This is a genomic window from Segatella copri (assembly GCF_026015465.1).
In the GTDB taxonomy this organism is placed as follows: Bacteria; Bacteroidota; Bacteroidia; order Bacteroidales; family Bacteroidaceae; genus Prevotella; species Prevotella copri_E.
In genome coordinates this window covers 756,106-774,098 of sequence record NZ_JAPDUQ010000002.1, presented here as the reverse complement: position 1 = coordinate 774,098, position 17,993 = coordinate 756,106, and the positions used below count along the sequence as shown (strand labels likewise).

The following is a 17,993-nucleotide window of genomic DNA, read 5'->3' as shown; positions in this document are numbered from 1 at the left end:
AGTTTTTCCGAATAGAATTTTTCGGGAATGGTTTCCCCGAATAGATAGAAAAAATAAAGTCCTGATGTTTCGTTTGTTTGAAACATCAGGACTTTTTGTTTTATGCTTGAAATATTTTTTGATAAGAAACAATAGAATAGGGGTTATTGTTTCTTCTCCAGTTCCTGAAGATTTTCCATCTTCTTCGATTCCAGGAATTCGTAAATGCCGCAGAGATGTTCGCGGACGCGACCATGACCGAACTCATAAACCTTGCTGACAAGACCATCAAGGAAATCACGGTCGTGACTAACCACGATGAGCGTTCCGTCGAAATCGAGCAAGGCCTGTTTCAGCACATCCTTGGTTTTCAGGTCGAGGTGGTTGGTAGGCTCATCGAGAATCAGCAGATTCACCGGCTCCAGCAGCAGTTTGAGAATGGCAAGGCGGGTGCGCTCACCTCCCGACAATACTTTCACCTTCTTGGTAGAATCCTCTCCGCCAAACATGAATGCTCCAAGCAAATCGCGTATCTTGTTGCGGATTTCACCCTTGGCAACATCATCAATCGTCTGGAATACGGTAAGTTCGCCATCGAGCAGAGAAGCCTGGTTCTGGGCGAAATAACCTATCTGCACATTATGTCCCAATTCCAACTTTCCTTCGTTCTGAAGCTGACCCATGATACATTTCACAAGCGTTGACTTACCCTCTCCGTTTCTTCCCACGAAGGCAATCTTGTCGCCTCTTTCTACGGTAAGATTCACTCCGCTGAAAATCTTCTTGCCATCAAACGACATCGCCACATCGCTCATCTGAACCGGATAAGCACCGCTTCGTGGGCTCGGCGGGAACTTGAGTCGGAGGCGACTTGTATCTTCTTCATCCACTTCGATAAGTTCCAGTTTCTCCAGCATCTTCACGCGGCTCTGCACCTGGAAGGTTTTAGAATAAGTGCCTTTGAAGCGTTCTATAAAGTCCTTGGTTTCAGCAATCATCTTCTGCTGTTCCTCATATTTCTTCATCTGCTGTTCGCGGCGTTCCTTGCGCAGTTCCAGATATTGGCTGTAAGTGGCTTTGTAGTCGTAGATGCGGCCCATGGTTACTTCGATGGTTCTTGTTGTAATGTCGTCAACGAATTTTCGATCGTGGCTGATGACAACTACTGCTTTCGAACTGTTGATGATGAAGTCTTCGAGCCAGCCGATGGATTCAATGTCGAGATGATTGGTTGGCTCATCGAGCAGCAGTACGTCTGGCGATTTCAAGAGCAGTTTTGCCAGCTCAATCCTCATTCTCCATCCTCCCGAAAACTCGCTTGTAGGGCGGTTGAAATCAGAGCGTTCGAAACCGAGACCGAGCAGCGTCTTCTCTACATCTTCCTCGAAATGAGTCATGTCGATGGCGTAGAATTTCTCTGAGAGAGAGGATACTTTCTCAATGAGCTGCATGTAATCATCGCTGTCGTAATCGGTACGGGTAGTGAGCTCGTTGTTGATGCGGTCAATCTCAGCCTGCATTTCGTGCAGATGGGCAAACGCCTGACAGGTTTCCTCGAATACGGTTTTGCCGTCTTCGGTCATCAGATGCTGAGGCAGATAGGCGATGACGCAATCCTTGGGAGCGGAAACTGTGCCACGAGTAGCATTTCTCACACCGGCGATGATCTTGAGCAATGTGCTCTTTCCTGCGCCATTCTTTCCCATCAGGGCTATACGGTCCTTCTCGTTGATCTGGAAGGAAATGTCTTTGAATAGGGTGGTGCCGCCAAATTCTACGGTCAATCCATCAACTGTAATCATATTATTTTCTTCTTGTTCAAATTTTTGTTTCTTTAAGCAACTCCCCAGAATGCCCCGTTCCTGCCGTTTTCGGGGTCTTCATTGATGACCAGCGCCTGCCATCATTTATGACCCGTGCTGGTCTTAATAGAAGACCCGAGCAAGGCACAAAAGGCTGTTCTTTCGATTGCCGGTGCAAAGATACAACATTTTTGGGCAGAATGCAAGCTTTTACCCTGACTTTCTTTCGGAGAAGTAGTGTAAGTGATTGATTGATACTGATTTCTATTGGTTTTCTAGCTGAACTTTGTTACAGGTTAACGTAAATGGGGGTGAATGGGGTCATTGAGAACTAGAGTGGCAAGCGGTCATTTTCGGTCATGGTCATTTTCGGTCATTTTCAAAAAGTGTTTGGTCATTTTGAGCTATAGTAAATATAAATATATATTTATATTATACTATAGATGACCATTTCTCCCCGAAAACGAAAATGACCGAAAATGACCATGACCGGAAATGACCGGATTATAATATTTGAGAATATGTTAAATGATGAAAGGTGAGATATGCTAAAGTGCTAATTGTTAGCACAATACGTAATTTATATATAGAATTACTTCAATAGCATTGGTGTAAGCTAATCTATATCTGTCACTATATATTTATGCCTTATTCGTACTCTAATGTCCTCTATTTACCTCTTGTTTCGCTTTTGTTTCGGTCAAAAATATCTAAAATCGGTAGGGTTTTGAAGTCCGAGGAGGGGCATTTTTTACTCCTAGTAGAGGGGGTAAAACACCTTTCTAACCCTCATATTTTGCTTTTTTTCTTCGAAAAATCACTTAAAAGCACTGATTTTACCTCTTTTGGTTTCGGTTTTGGATAGGTAAGGATAATTTACATTGCTCAGTCTGATTGCGCTTCTTGCTCCGTTTCTTTTAGCGGATTAAAAATCCGCAATAGTTCGATCTGTACGGTTGAAATTACCCAATACGCCCTGTTTTACTCTAATTGAGCAAGCTTTGAGCGTATTTTTTAACGTTAATTATATTTAACGACCCTTGGGTCTTGCCTAATGAAGTTTGCGTCATAGTATTCACCTTTTTCCACGAGGGTGAATATGATCCTTAGCAACTTGTTTGCTATGGCATTTAGCACATAATGACGCGGCTTTTTATCTATTAAAGTACGTCTCTCGTAGTACAGTTTAATCTCCTTGTTGTGCAATCTGGCGCTTTCTGCGCAGATGTACAACAAGGTCTTTGACCGTCTATTACCAATCTTGGATATATGTGCTCCCTTGTCCATTTTCCCCGATGATTTTTCGTATGGCGCAGTTCCTGCATAAGCAGCATATTGGCGCGCTGTAGTTATTTTTGTGAAATTCTCTGTTTTTACCAATAGTTCTACTGCGGTAATCAGCCCAACTCCATCGACACTTTTAACAAGCTCATAGTTGTGGCGAATGCTCTCATGTCCATTTATGACTTTCAACATTTCTTTTTCCGTCTCTGCAATTTCCGTGTCCAACATCTCTTTGATGCGGTCCATGCTTCGCTTGACGGCAAGACTTCTGATAGGACGACAATCCTCGCTCTTGTCGGCTGTTATTAGCTGCTTACGCTGTTCTACGAGCATTTCTCGGTGGCGTGCCAATTGACGAAGCTCATATAGAGCCTCTTCTGGAAACGTCTTGTATTTCAGCTTATCAGGATATCTCTCTCCAAAATCTCTGAGCAGTGCACAATCCAGGACATCCGTCTTGGCACGGTCAGGTGTAGCTCTGTATCTATGGATGACATATCCACCCACAAAGGCAATCTTCACATTGCTATCCATGCAGCACTTCAAGAGAGTATCACCATAAACTCCGGTATGCTCAGCAACCAATACAGCATCGCTTGGAAGGGTTTCTAAAAACCTTCCGATACTCTTAAAATTGTTCTTTACAACCTTATGTGAAGGTTGGTTTGATACTTTTTTTGATGTCAAGTCGAAAAAACTTACGTCAAATTTCTCTTTTGCCAAATCTATTCCGTATATTTGCATATTGAATAAAGTTTTTAATAAGAAGGGTGCTCCGTTCTGAGCGGCTACAACTATACTACGAGTCCTGTCTTGTTCTACACAAGCAGGCTAATTTACTCTCAAGCTTCTGTTCAGAAAATATCCAGTTCCCCAAACAGGGCTAAGCCTTTACTATGCTAGAAAGGGCACAGGGTTAACGCTGGATATGGAGTATTCTTCTTTTTTTATTGTACTTATCTAATTTTCTGCAAAGTTAACAAAAGTTTGCAGATATAAAGATTTTTACCTCTTTATTTTTCCAAGTGCAAATATAATAGAAAGGGCAGAAGTTCATAATTACCCAGGGCGATGCCCTGGGCTAAGAGCTTTTGGGCTTTCAGCCCGTCTTATACCACATGTGAATGTTCTGTTATCTTAACAAAAGTATTCTGAATTGCCCCTAATGAACTCAATCTCAAAATCACGATTTCTCCCTATGTTTCATCACTTATTTCCAATTTTTACATGAATATGGAGCATTTTTAAACAAAAAAGACCTTGATTGCAGAACGCAACCAAGGTCTTCGGAGATTATATATTTAACCTATTGAAATCTCGCTAGATTAGATCTGCTCGCTCCAGTCCTCCTGGCTCTTACGAACGTAAGTCTGGTAACGGAGCTTAGCCATCTTCTCTGCCTGAGAGAAGAGCTCATCAGCCTCCTTAGGGAATGCCTTCTGAACAGAGAGGTAACGAACCTCACCGAGCAGGAAGTCGCGGAAGTTCTCCCAGTTAGGAGCCTTAGAGTCGAGTGTGAATGGGTTCTTACCCTCATCAGCCAACAGTGGGTTGTAACGCCACAAGTGCCAGTAACCGCACTCAACAGCCAACTCTTCCTCGTGCTGTGAACGACCCATACCGCCCTTACGCTTCAAACCGTGGTTGATACATGGTGCGTAAGCGATGATGAGTGATGGACCTGGATAAGCCTCAGCCTCGCGGATTGCCTTCAATGTCTGAGCATTGTCAGCACCCATAGCTACCTGAGCTACGTAGATGTAACCGTATGTAGTCTGCATCAAACCGAGATCCTTCTTGCGGATACGCTTACCCTGAGCAGCGAACTGTGCGATAGCACCGAGTGGAGTAGACTTAGAAGACTGACCACCAGTGTTAGAGTAAACCTCAGTATCGAGTACCAAGATGTTAACATCCTCACCAGAAGCCAATACGTGGTCGAGACCACCGTAACCGATATCATAAGAAGCACCGTCACCACCGATGATCCACTGTGAACGCTTAACGAGGTAGTGATCCAAAGTCTTGAGCTCCTTGCAGATTGGGCAACCCTTCTCAGCGCCGGCAGCGATGAGAGGCTTCAACTCTGCAGCAGCCTCCTTAGAACCCTCTGAATCGTTCATGTTAGCAACCCACTTGTCAGCAGCTGCTACGAACTCAGCAGGAACATGCTCCTGAGCCTTAGCCTCTTCAAGCAAGTGAGCGATGCGCTCCTTCATCTTCTTGTTACCCATTACCATACCGAGACCGAATTCGCAGAAGTCCTCGAACAATGAGTTGTCGAATGCAGGACCCTGACCCTTAGCGTTCTTTGTATATGGAGTAGATGGGATAGAAGCTGAGTAGATAGAAGAACAACCAGTAGCGTTAGCAATCATCTGACGATCACCGAAGAGCTGAGAAATCAACTTAACGTATGGAGTCTCACCACAACCAGAGCAAGCACCAGAGAACTCGAACAATGGCTGAGCGAACTGAGAGTTCTTAGGGCTCTGCTTGATGTCTACGAGATCCTGCTTAGAAGCTACCTTGTGTACGAGATATTCCCAGTTAGCTGCTTCCTTAACCATATCCTCTGCGTCTACGTTGAATGGAACCATTGTCAACGCCTTCTCACCCTTCTTACCTGGGCAGACGTCAGCACAGTTACCACAACCCAAACAGTCGAGTACTGAAGTCTCGATGCGGAAGTGCATTCCAGCCAAAGCCTTAGGTGCCTTAACATCCTGAGTCTGGAGACCCTCGATGCCTGCAAGCTCCTCGTCGGTCAATACGAATGGACGGATAGCTGCGTGAGGACAAACGAATGAACACTTGTTACACTGGATACAGTTCTCTACGTTCCATACTGGTACGAATGCCTCAACACCACGCTTCTCGAATGCTGCAGTACCGTTCTGCCATGTACCGTCAACTGTGTCGTGCTTAACGAAGTCAGAAACCTTCAAGAGGTCACCTGCCTGGCCGTTGATAGGACGAACGAGCTCCTTAACGAATGCTGGAGCGTTATCCTCCTTAGCCTCATCGTCAGCGAGGTTAGCCCAAGCTGGATCTACTGTCAACTGCTTGTACTCACCACCACGGTCTACAGCGCCGAAGTTCTTGTCAACAACGTCCTGACCCTTCTTAGAGTAAGACTTAACGATGAATGCCTTCATCTGCTCTACAGCGAGATCCAAAGGAATAACCTCTGTGATACGGAAGAATGCAGACTGGAGGATGGTGTTGGTACGGTTACCGAGACCAATCTCTTGAGCAATCTTAGTTGCGTTGATATAGTAAACAGTGATGTTGTTCTGAGCGAAGTAACGCTTTACCTTGTTAGGGATGAAGTTAACCAATTCCTCACCGTCGAAGATAGTGTTCAACAGGAAGAAACCGTTCTTACGCAAACCACGTGTTACATCGTACATGTGGAGATAAGCCTGTACGTGGCAAGCTACGAAGTTAGGAGTATTTACCTGGTACGCGCTGTGGATAGGGTTATCGCCGAAACGCAAGTGAGAGCAGGTGAAACCACCAGACTTCTTAGAGTCGTAAGAGAAGTATGCCTGGCAATACTTGTTAGTATTGTTACCGATGATCTGAACTGAGTTCTTGTTAGCACCAACAGTACCGTCAGCACCCAAACCGTAGAACTTAGCCTCGAACAAATCGTCGCCACCCATTGGGATTTCCTCCTCTTCTGGGAGAGAAGTGAATGTAACGTCATCAACGATACCTACAGTGAAGTGGTTCTTTGGCTGTGGCAACTCGAGGTTCTTGAATACAGCAACAATCTTAGCTGGAGTTGTATCAGAAGAACCGAGACCGTAGCGACCGCCAACGATCAATGGCTTGCGCTCGTCGTCGTAGAGAGCTGACTTAACGTCGAGGTACAATGGCTCACCCTCTGCACCTGGCTCCTTAGTACGGTCGAGAACAGCGATACGCTTAACTGTAGCTGGGATTGCCTTCTTCAGGAAGTCAACAGAGAATGGACGATACAGGTGAACTGCAACCATACCAACCTTCTTGCCCTGCTTGTTCAAGTAGTCGATAGCCTCACGAGCTGGCTCTGTAGCAGAACCCATCAGGATGATGATGTTCTCAGCATCCTCAGCACCATAGTAGTTGAAGAGGTGGTACTCACGGCCAGTGATCTTAGTCATCTCCTGGCAGTACTTCTCTACTACCTCAGGGATTGCATCGTAGTAAGGGTTGCAAGCCTCACGGTGTGTGAAGAATGTCTCTGGGTTCTCAGCGGTACCGCGAGTAACAGGACGCTCAGGAGTCAATGCACGGTTACGGAAGTCCTCGATGAACTCTTCCTTAACCAATGGACGGATGTCTTCCATATCCATCTCCTCAATCTTGTGGTACTCGTGAGAAGTACGGAAACCGTCGAAGAAGTTAATGAAAGGAACCTTTGTCTCCAATGTAGCCAAGTGAGGAACTGCAGAGAGGTCCATAACCTCCTGAACAGAACCTGAGCAGAACATAGCGAAACCTGTCTGGCGGCAAGCCATTACGTCCTGGTGGTCACCGAAGATACAAAGTGAGTGAGAAGCCAATGTACGAGCTGATACGTTGAACACGCAAGGGAGCAACTCACCAGCAATCTTGTACATGTTAGGAATCATCAGCAACAAACCCTGAGAAGCAGTGTAAGTTGAAGTCAAGGCACCAGCCTGGAGAGAACCGTGAACTGCACCGGCAGCACCAGCCTCTGATTCCATTTCCTGGATAGAAACTCGCTGACCGAAAAGGTTCTTTCGACCTTTGGCAGCCCATTCATCTACATGCTCCGCCATTGGTGATGATGGAGTAATAGGGTAGATAGCAGCAACCTCAGTAAACATGTAGCTTACGTGTGCGGCAGCTGTGTTACCATCACAAGTGATAAATTTTTTCTCTTTAGCCATTTTACTTTTAGATAAAATATTAAAAATGTTTTGTATTTTTATTCCTTTGAACTTTGATAGTTGAATCTGTTTGAGAGTTCAATTTTCAGTTCTGTTTTTGTTTTTCGAATGTTTTTGCCCATTCCAACACCATATTAATATAGGAAACCCAGAAGCCACAACGGAATCCTGTTGTCCTTGCCTACCTCGGTATTGTATCGGGCGTAGATGATGTCGGGATTGTTGCGCACCTTGTTTGGAGATTGCGCATCGCAGATTCTGAACTTTTTCACACCATCTACAATGAAGTAGTGGTCCTTGCCGGTCTGGCTTACCTTATGGTCTTTCCAGAGCGAGTTGACGAAGAATGTTTCCATCACCTCCTGCTTGTCTATCTTGATAGGATAGATGGCGTACATCAGGTTGGAGTTGTGCATCATCACCTTGGATGGTTTCTTTGGGAACTCCTGCCCGGTAGGGTAAATCATGTTGATGAGTCGCGCATCAGCAAGATACTTGATGTAGTTCATTACCGTAGCTCTGCTGGTGTTGATCTCTTCGGCAAGCTGGCTCACGTTGGGAGCCTTGGCACCTTCTACAGCTAGCTGATAGAAGAGCCGCTTGATCTTGGTGAGATATTTCAGTTCGATTTGCTTGATGAGGAGGATGTCTACCTCGGTCATCATGTTCATTGTCTTTAGTAGATTCTCTGTGAAGTTGCGGTTCTCCAGGAAGAATGGATAGAATCCATGATGCAAGTAGTCCTGGAAGTATTTCATCGGGCTCACCTTGGGCAGTATCTGCTTGATGATGTGCTCGTGATTGCGCAAGATTTCATCGAGTGTATATGGCTGGAAACTGTTGCCAGTCTGCAGGTTGATAAACTCTCTGAAAGAGAAGCCTCGCAAATTATAGCTTTTCACGATTCCATTGAGCTCAGGATTCTCTTCCTTCAGTCTCATCACGCTGGAACCTGTGAACACGATTCTTAACTCTGGATACAGGTCGTAGCATTTGCGCAGCTCCTTGCTCCAGTCCGACTGCTTGAAGACCTGGTCGATGAGAAGGGTTCTGCCGCCGTGGCGAACAAAGTCACCTGCAAAATCTGCGATTCCTCTGCTTTGAAAATAGAAATTGTTCATATTCACATACAGGCACTTGCGGTCAGTAGGACCAAAGTGCTCCTTGGCATATTGAAGGAGGAATGTAGACTTTCCTACACCGCGTGTTCCCTTTATGCCAATCAAACGGTCGCTCCAGTCGATTTCGTCCATCAGAGTGCGTCTTACTGGTGCGTCCGTATGCTCTACGAGGTATGTATGTGTTCTGAAGAATGCTTCTTCCATGAGTTTATATCGTTTCTAATTGTTTTTACGATGCAAAGGTAATTAAATATTTCTAATTTGCAAACTCTAGATAGCAAAAAGTAACTTTTTTTTCATTATTTAGCACTTGTCTAAGTAAAAATGGGGATTTTCTTCCCTATTTTGCACTTTTCTTTATATCTTTGCACCATGAAGTTACATATTTTCAATCCAGAACATGATTTGGCTTTGGCTGCAAATCTGAAACAGTTCACCGCGCCTCATGCGGGTAGACAACTTAGAAGTGATCTTGCTTTCATTCCGGCTCTTTGGGCGGAAGAGGGCGACCTCGTACTTGTGGATGATATTGATTTTGCGAAGAACAGGGTGCGCCATTTTGGAGCTGAACTGAACAGCAAGGTTGAGTTCATCACCAAGCCTCAGCTGAAGCATCTGCTCAAGACGGAATTTCTGGACAGTATTCATCCCTGGGGATGGAACCTATCGCTGAAAGGTGAGTTGGAGCGTTTGGGAATGCCGGAGATTATGTTGCCGACTGATGCTGTATTAAATAAGGTACGCGAGGTGAGCAGCAGGCAATGGGCTGCCCTTCATCTGCAGCGTGGCGTGGAATATGTTACTGAGACGGCTCGCGTCAAAGAACTCATTCTCCAGCACGGCAAAGCTGTTGTCAAGGCTCCCTGGAGCAGTAGCGGGAGGGGAGTGAAATATGTGAGCGCTGAGGACTTCAGAACAGCCGGAGATTATCCTACCTTCGAAAGATGGGTGGCAAACATGATTTATCATCAGGGCGGCGTAACCGTAGAACCCCTATATAATAAGGTGAGAGATTTCGCCATGGAGTTTGAAATGAAAGATGGCAAGGCGCTCTATTGCGGTCTTTCGCTATTCGATACGATCAAGAATGCCTATTCGGGCAATGTGCTCTGCTCTGAAGCCGATAAGGTGGAAATGATGAAACCGCTCATTAGCGAGGCTCAGCTTGCCGGAATCAGACAGCGCATCATCGAGGTAATGGAGCCGGCGCTGAAGGATATTTACAGTGGCCCGTTCGGCGTTGACATGATGATCTGCACGAAAGGGGAGAAGGATGAATTCTGCGAGGCTGTGCTGAATCAGGAAGGTGAGGACGTAAACAGAACCGGACTGGGCGTGGTTCCTTGCATCGAAATCAATCTGCGCAGAACAATGGGACATGTGGCAATCGATCTCTACGAACATCTTGTGGCTAATTCGAGCGATGAGATGAAGACCAATAGGACGAACATCATGCGCGTGGAATATGATGGAAACAGATATCATCTCAGAATAAAGCCTGGCAGACCTTCGGAAGAGGCACCGCTGCATTGATTTTTTGTAATGAACATAGTTGTTTTTTGTTAAGAAATAGTAAAATCGGCTTTTCCCGTGCAAGGATTAGCCGGTTTTTCATTTTATCTTCAGAACTCACGATTCAGATTCCGATTCGGGAACTGCTTTTTAAAAAGAGGAACAGTCCCTTTGGGTTCAGGAGCGTTGAGTCATTAAAATGAACCAATAAATTAGAGAAATATGTATAAGAAAGTATTTAGTGCAGCTATTTTAGCTTCAGCTGCAATGGCAATGACTTCTTGCAGCTCAAGCAAGAATGCACAGAATGAGAACGCAACAAAGGCTGAGAAGATAACAGAGGCAGAGGCTGCCCGTCCGTCGGCAGATGAGGAAATGGACGAGAGTTATCTTATCCTCTCAGAGGCTCAGCAGAACATTGTGAAGAAGAATAATGATTTCGCTTTCAAACTCTATCAGCAGATTAGCGGCATGGATTCTGAGGTGGTTTCGCCGATGAGCATCGCCTATCTGATGGGAATGCTTGCAAATGGTGCCGACGGCAAGACTCAGCAGGAGATTCTGAAGGCAATCGGTTGCGAGGGCGTGAGCGTAAAGGAACTCAACAACTGTTATAAGGCGCTGATGCTTTCGGCTGGCAAGCTCGACAAGCAGACAACCGTAAACATTGCCAATTTTATCGCCATCAATAAGAATTTCAGATTGAACAGTGATTTCGCTCACACCGTGGCCGATTCTTATCAGGCTGGTGTTGAGAGCATGGACTTTACCTCTCCTAAATCTGCCACTCGCATTAATGACTGGTGCAAGAAGCAGACTAAAGGCATGATTCCTAGCATCATCGACCAGGTAGACCCTGCAGCCGTTTCTTACCTCCTGAATGCTATTTATTTTAATGGAACCTGGCAGGAGAAGTTTGATGCGAAGAACACCCGCCTCGAGAACTTCAGCGGTTACACCCGCGATATTAAGATGGTGAACATGATGCACCAGAACAAGAAGTTTGCCTATACTGAAAATGATATGTTGCAGGCTGTAGAACTGCCATACGGAAATGGAAGTTATCAGATGACCGTTCTTCTTCCTAAGGCTGGCAAGAGCATCAGCGAGGTGATGAAGGAGATGGATGCTGATAAACTTCAGAAGTTGAGTAATGACATGGACCGTTGCCAGGTAGATTTAAAATTCCCTAAGTTTACCACAGAGATGGATTTGTCGCTCAACCAGATTATTAGTAAATTGGGAGCTCCAAGCATCTTCCAGCCAGGCACGGCAGATTTCAGCCGTTTTGCCAATGGCAGCTTCTACGTATCGAAGATGTTGCAGAAGGCAAAGATTGAGGTAAGCGAGCGTGGAACAAAGGCTGCTGCCGTAACAGCTGCTGTGATGCTGACCTCACTGGGTCCTAACGAGATGAAGCGTGTAGAATTTCATGCCAACCGTCCATTCGTTTATTTCATTACCGAACGTAACAGTGGCGCCATTCTCTTCATGGGTCAGTTCCTGGGAGAATAATAACAGAGAATTTGCAGGTTCTTAAAACTAGAAAAGCGAAAGCCAAGTCCGTAATCCGGAATCTGGCTTTCGCTTTTTATTTCGCTTAATTCACTTGTTTACTCCTGAAACTTTTCAATGAACTCATCCTCAGTAATGATTGGAATATTGAGTTCATGGGCTTTCTTGTTCTTCGAACTCTGCGAAGCTGCATCGTTGTTAATCAGGAAGTTAGTACTCTTGCTCACGCTTCCCGTTACCTTGCCGCCCTGGCTTTCAATATAAGCCTTCAGCTCGTTGCGGTTCTTGTAATGATGCACATCTCCCGTTACGACGAAAGTCAGCCCCTGGCATTTATTTCCCGTTTCTACAGGCTCCTGCTCCTCGATAATCAGCTCGGATAGCAGATGCTGCACATGCTGGAAATGAACATCATCCTTGAACCAGGCGATAAACTTGGCACTCTTTTCAGGTCCAATACCATCAATGCTTGCAAACTCATCGTCAAACATGCTCAGGCGCGCAGTTTCTATCAGTTCCTTCACCTTGTAACGGCTGAGTAGTTTTTTAGCCACATCGCCGCCGCAGAGCGGAATATTCAAGGCGTAGAGCAGATGACGGCCATCAGTATGGCGGCTCTTCTCAACACTCTCCAGAAGATTGCTTACACTCTTCTTGCCAAATCCTTCGAAACAGGAAATCTCGAATGCATAATTCTTCAGTTTGTAGAAATCTGCATATTCCCTGATAAAACCATGATTGATGAATTTCCAGACAGTCTGTTCTGAGATTCCGTCAATATTGATTCCTTCCTTGCTGACGAAGCGGGCAAATTTCTTAAGTTGTTTCGCTGGGCAGGCTGCATTGGTGCAATGGAGAGTCTTGGTGCCGCTCTCACTCTCGCGCACTACGGCTGGCGCATGGCAAACCGGACATTCGTTGGGAATGACAAAACTCCCCACAACCTCTGTAATATTGATTACCTTCGGGATAATCTTATTGGCCTTGATGACCTGCAGTCTGGTTCCCTTGTCACCAATGCCCAGACGCTCGCATTCGCTTACATTGCAGAGCGAGGCACGCTGCACGGTGGTTCCTTCTAGTTCTACCGGTTTGAAAACAGCTACAGGCGTGATGGTGCTGGCTGCGCACGACCATTCGATGTGGTCGAGTACGGTGTCAGCATGTTCATCTTGCCATTTAAAGGCAAATCCTGCCCTCGTAGCGTGGTGGCCTGTAACCGACCCCGTAGCTGCATAAGCCGTATCATCGTAGCAAATCACCAGTCCGTCTACCGGGAAAGGATTCTTCTTGCTTGTCACCTTCTCCGTAAACTTGTCTATTTCCAGCTGGATATTTTCTGTGGTAGGGTGGTCAATACGCTCACGTTCTACAGGATTCATTCCCAGGTCTTTCAGCATTTGCATGCGTTCGCCCCATGAGGTAAGTTCCCGCTCAGTATAAACCAGGGTGAACGGAATCCATTGGATGTGGCGCTGCTTCACCTCTTCAATATCCTTCAGCGTGAGTGAGCCTGAAGCGAGGTTTCGTGGATTGGCGTAATCGCCTTCGCTTTCGATGATGAACTGTTCGAAATCAGTATACGAAATGACGGCTTCTCCTCTTACTACAAGATGTCCTTTCTCTGAAATGGTACCAGGAATGCCTGAAATGGCTGGAGCCAAATGGGTAATGTTGGTGCCGATGTGTCCGTTACCGCGGGTAACAATCTTGGTGAGTTTTCCGCCGTCATAGGTTACTACGAGGGTCAGTCCGTCCAGTTTCCATGAAATCCAGATAGGGCGGTCTTCTGCCCATTTTACAAGATCACTTACCTGTTTGGTCTTTGCCAGAGAGAGGGCGGCAAATTCATGCTCCTCTTTCTTTCCTACGATAGAATCTTCTGACACGCGATTAGTAGGGGAGTCAGGCAGAATTTCGCCTGTTTCCTCTTCCAATCTCTTGAGCTGGTCGAAAAGGGCATCCCACTCATAGTCGGTCATGAGTTCGCCTTTTCCGTTATAATAACTATCCGAAGCTTGGTTGAGTCTTTCAACCAAGCTCTTCATCTGCAATAGTTTCTCTTCCATAATGAATGTTTGAGGATGTTAATCAAATGTTGTGTTTTTCGATGGCCAGAAATTATTCTGCAGGTTCCATGGCTATGGAGAGTTTTTCAAAGGCGAAACGCTGACCTCTGTTTCCTCCATAGTTTACACGTCCGCAGATGCAGAAACCCATCGAAGACAGAAGGTTAATCATCGGCGTGTTGTCAAAGTTGGTGTCAACCTTGATGCTAGGTATTTTTTCTACCTCGCACATGCTGTTCACCTTACTGATGAAAATACGCGCTAAACCTTCACGCTGGAAACTAGGCAACGTGGCAAAGCGATGTATTACATAATAATCGCCATCAGTAATCCAGTTGCCTACTAATTTCTTATATTTGGGTTCACCATTTAATATGACTGCTCCATAGACAACTACCTCTTCATTTACTGTCAGAACGAAGGCATTGCCATTTTCTATGTCTTTTCTGATGTCTTTTTCTGATGGATATTCCTCAGTCCATTGATGACGTCCCGATTCTATCATACTTTGGCGAGCCTGGTCGATGACTTTCCAGCAAGCAGCAAAGTCCTTTATATACGCCGGTCTGAAGTTTGTCTTCATATTAATTACGCTTTTATTATTCGGGTGCAAAATTAACAAAAAAAAACGAATTAAACTAAAAAACGGAGGAAAAACTTCACTTTTTTTGTTCGTTTTCCTCCGTTTTTCTTGTTTGCTGCTCATTTTGAGCGGTTTTTCCTTTGCTTTTTGCTAGGAAGCCGGGTGAATAAGATTCTACGCCAAACACTTGTCGAGCTCAGCAATGATAGCATCTTTCTGTTCCTTGATATGTTGACCGATGAATACGATTTTTATCATGCGGTCGCCCAATTCCTGATCCCATTCCTTCTGCAGCTGTGGATTATTCATCAATACCTGGGCGAGTTCGTCTTTCGGCATGGTAGCCAACCATTGGCCAGCCTGCTTTACAGTCTTCTGCTTGCCTGCCTGTTCGAACACGTAGCACATGTCGCGCTCATCATCGAAATAGCAGATTCCCTTGGCGCGAACCACGTCTCTAGGCCATTTTCTTGCGACGAAATCATCGAAGAGACCCAGGTCGAAAGGCTTGCGGCGATAGTAAACGAAGGTGCCGATTCCGTATTCCTCAACTTCTCCGCCTTCATGATCATGGTCATGGTCGTGATGATGATGATGATGATGTTCATGCTCGTGGTCATGGTGGTCATGATGATGATGCTCATGTTCGTCTTCCTCGTCTTCCTCGTCATGATCGTGATGATGGTGATGATGTTCATGTGCTTCTTCTACATCATCTTCTTCATGCTCTTCGTTTCTTTCTGATTCAATCTCCTGAATCCAACCGGCTGAAGTGGCTACGGTTTCCCAATCAAACTTCTTGGTGTTGACGATCAGATTCAAGTCAACGTCACCATAGTTGCATTCAAAGATTTCTGCCTTAGGCTGGATGGCACGGATAATCTGCTTAAGGTGCTCCAGTTCCTTAGGTTCAACCTCTGCAGCCTTGTTCAGAAGAATGATGTTGCAGAACTCAATCTGCTGGATGACTAGCGAAGCTAGATCTTCCTCATCAATATTCTTCTTCATCAGGTCGCTGCCGTTGGAGAATTCATCCTTCATGCGCAAAGCATCTACTACGGTAACGATGCTGTCAAGGCGCAGAATGCCATTCTCGATGTACTGAGGACCGAGGGATGGGATAGAGCAGATGGTCTGTGCAATAGGAGCAGGCTCGCAGATTCCGGAAGCCTCGATGACAATGTAATCGAAACGCTTCATGTCTACGATTTCCTTGAGTTGTTCTACCAGGTCCATCTTCAATGTGCAGCAGATGCAACCATTCTGGAGAGAAACGAGCGAATCATCTTTCTGACCTACTACGCCACCTTTTTCTATCAGGGCTGCATCAATATTGACTTCACCAATATCGTTGACGATGACGGCAAATTTAATACCTTTTTCGTTAGCTAAAATCTTGTTGAGAAGGGTTGTCTTTCCACTACCCAGGTAGCCTGTCAAAAGCAATACAGGCACTTCCTTCTTTGCGTTCATATTAAAATATTTTTATGTTATACTTCTTAGACCCAGTCTGCTGATAATGCTGCTTTCTCGGGCAGCTGTCATCTGGCAGCCTGACGGTTTTGCGAAACTGCAAAGATTGTGCCACACCTTATTTTTTGCCATCTTTTTTTCCTACACCCCTTTTTTGTCAGTTATCTTGTGTTTTTTTTAGGTTATATTTCATGTTTTTCTCATTTTTCTTTGGTGGTTTCAACTAGAAATAGTATATTTGCAGAGAAAATCTGTTTCAAACAGCACATAAACTTAATGAATAAACATAATATACATAAGTTAAGATGAAAATGTTTAAGGTTTTAGTTCTGACGGTTGTGGCAGTCCTTGCGCTGTCATCTTGCGGCACTACTCAGACGGTGCCTCTGACCGGTCGCACTCATCGCATCTCTGTATCCGATGAGCAGGTTCTCAGTCTGTCTAATCAGGAATACACAAAGTACATGGCTTCTGCCAAGAAGTCGACCAATGCAGCCAATACGGCGATGGTTCAGCGAGTAGGAAAAAGACTTGCCAATGCTGTTGAACTCTATTTGAAGCAGAACGGATTTGAAGCTGATGTGAAGAATTATTCATGGGAATTCAACCTGGTACAAGATAAGTCAGCCAATGCATTCTGTATGCCTGGCGGTAAAATCGTGGTTTATGAAGGACTTTTGCCTTACACTCAGAATGAAACCGGTTTGGCAATCGTTTTGGGTCACGAAATAGCTCATGCTGTGGCTAAACATAGTGCTGAGCAGCTCACCAAACAGCAGAATCAGCAAACCGGTACAAGCATCCTGGGAACTGTGTTGAACCAGACAGTTGGTAATGGTGTAGGTAATGTGGCAAGTGCAGTTGCCGGACGGTATTTCTCATTCCGCAATCTGAAGTATTCCCGTGATAATGAAACCGAGGCAGATTACATGGGGCTTATCTTCGCTGCCATGGCTGGTTACGATCCTCAGCAGGCCATTCCTTTCTGGCAGCGAATGTCGCAGGGCTCTAGCAGCAATCAGAGTGATATTTTCAGTGATCACCCTTCAGACACCAAGCGTATTGCTGCCTTGCAGAAGGAAATGCCTACTGCGCTGAAGTATTATAAACCTCAGACAACTTATAAGGTAGGTTCTACGAGCAAGACTTCTACAACCAAGAAGACCAGTAGCAAAAAGAAGACTATAACCCGCAGAAAATAAGGAATTTTCCAAATCTCTCGAATCTGAAGAATCAAATTAAAATAGTTAAGTATGGAGTATTTATCTCATAACCTTTGGCTGGTATGGACGTCGGTGATGTTCATCTGCCTCATCTTAGAGTTGTCTTCCGGCGATTTCTATGTTACTTGTTTTGCCATTGGTGCGCTCATCAGCATTCCTGTGGCATTAGTAGGAGCACCTTTCTGGGTGCAGGTAGTGGTTTGGGCTATCTGCTCTATGCTTAGCATCTGGTTGGTTCGTCCGCATCTGCTGAAATCGCTACACAAGGGTGGGGAAGACCGCCGCAGTAACGCCGATGCGCTGGCAGGACAGATAGGGGAAGTGACTGAGATGATTCCTGCCGGAGGATACGGCAGGGTAAAGCTGGATGGAGATGATTGGAAAGCGGAAGCTCCACATCTTGCCGAACCGCTTGCTGTAGGCGATATGGTTCGAATCTTAGGTCACGAATCTATCATCCTCAAGGTAGAAAAAGTTTAGGTAGGAAAAGTTTAGGTAGGAAAAGTTTAGAGTCAACATTATTCACTT

Annotated in this window: 11 protein-coding genes; 4 read left to right on the top strand and 7 right to left on the bottom strand. The window is 45.4% G+C overall.

Going from position 1 to position 17,993, the window contains the following annotated elements; translation table 11 throughout:
- Positions 1-143 precede the first annotated feature (143 nt).
- The 4 genes from ONT08_RS10315 to ONT08_RS10300 all read right to left on the bottom strand — a co-directional run bounded on the left by ONT08_RS10315 (position 144) and on the right by ONT08_RS10300 (position 9,294).
- The gene (locus tag ONT08_RS10315; RefSeq protein ID WP_264959864.1) at positions 144-1,781 is read right to left on the bottom strand and encodes an ABC-F family ATP-binding cassette domain-containing protein; all 1,638 of its coding nucleotides are present in this window, start codon (positions 1,779-1,781) and stop codon (positions 144-146) included.
- Between the two features lie 1,020 nt (positions 1,782-2,801).
- Complete coding sequence (locus ONT08_RS10310) at positions 2,802-3,809, bottom strand: IS110 family transposase (protein ID WP_119235899.1); 1,008 nt, start codon at positions 3,807-3,809, stop codon at positions 2,802-2,804.
- 581 nt (positions 3,810-4,390) lie between these two features.
- Positions 4,391-7,969 carry a pyruvate:ferredoxin (flavodoxin) oxidoreductase gene (gene nifJ, locus ONT08_RS10305; protein WP_264959863.1) on the bottom strand — a complete coding sequence of 1,193 codons (3,579 nt, stop codon included), beginning with the start codon at positions 7,967-7,969 and terminating at the stop codon, positions 4,391-4,393.
- Between the two features lie 134 nt (positions 7,970-8,103).
- Entirely contained in the window at positions 8,104-9,294 is a 1,191-nt protein-coding gene (locus ONT08_RS10300; protein WP_118085943.1) for an ATP-binding protein, read from the bottom strand.
- Positions 9,295-9,462: 168 nt separating this feature from the next.
- Between ONT08_RS10300 and ONT08_RS10295 the strand changes: the two genes are divergently transcribed.
- The gene (locus ONT08_RS10295) at positions 9,463-10,623 is read left to right on the top strand and encodes a hypothetical protein (protein ID WP_264959862.1); all 1,161 of its coding nucleotides are present in this window, start codon (positions 9,463-9,465) and stop codon (positions 10,621-10,623) included.
- Between the two features lie 201 nt (positions 10,624-10,824).
- On the top strand, positions 10,825-12,117 hold the full coding sequence (locus ONT08_RS10290; protein WP_119236311.1) for a serpin family protein: 1,293 nt from the start codon (positions 10,825-10,827) through the stop codon (positions 12,115-12,117).
- A gap of 98 nt (positions 12,118-12,215) precedes the next feature.
- Here ONT08_RS10290 and ligA read toward each other — a convergent pair whose 3' ends face one another.
- The 3 genes from ligA to ONT08_RS10275 form a co-directional block, all read right to left on the bottom strand.
- On the bottom strand, positions 12,216-14,186 hold the full coding sequence (ligA, locus tag ONT08_RS10285) for an NAD-dependent DNA ligase LigA (RefSeq protein WP_181985904.1): 1,971 nt from the start codon (positions 14,184-14,186) through the stop codon (positions 12,216-12,218).
- Positions 14,187-14,238: 52 nt separating this feature from the next.
- Positions 14,239-14,769 carry a GNAT family N-acetyltransferase gene (locus ONT08_RS10280; protein WP_006846667.1) on the bottom strand — a complete coding sequence of 177 codons (531 nt, stop codon included), beginning with the start codon at positions 14,767-14,769 and terminating at the stop codon, positions 14,239-14,241.
- 174 nt (positions 14,770-14,943) lie between these two features.
- On the bottom strand, positions 14,944-16,242 hold the full coding sequence (locus tag ONT08_RS10275) for a CobW family GTP-binding protein (RefSeq protein ID WP_264959861.1): 1,299 nt from the start codon (positions 16,240-16,242) through the stop codon (positions 14,944-14,946).
- Positions 16,243-16,547: 305 nt separating this feature from the next.
- Between ONT08_RS10275 and ONT08_RS10270 the strand changes: the two genes are divergently transcribed.
- Positions 16,548-17,444 (top strand): M48 family metallopeptidase, encoded by an 897-nt coding sequence (locus tag ONT08_RS10270; protein WP_264959860.1) that lies wholly within the window; start codon positions 16,548-16,550, stop codon positions 17,442-17,444.
- Between the two features lie 51 nt (positions 17,445-17,495).
- Entirely contained in the window at positions 17,496-17,945 is a 450-nt protein-coding gene (locus ONT08_RS10265; RefSeq protein WP_117586546.1) for an NfeD family protein, read from the top strand.
- The last annotated feature ends 48 nt before the right edge of the window (positions 17,946-17,993 follow it).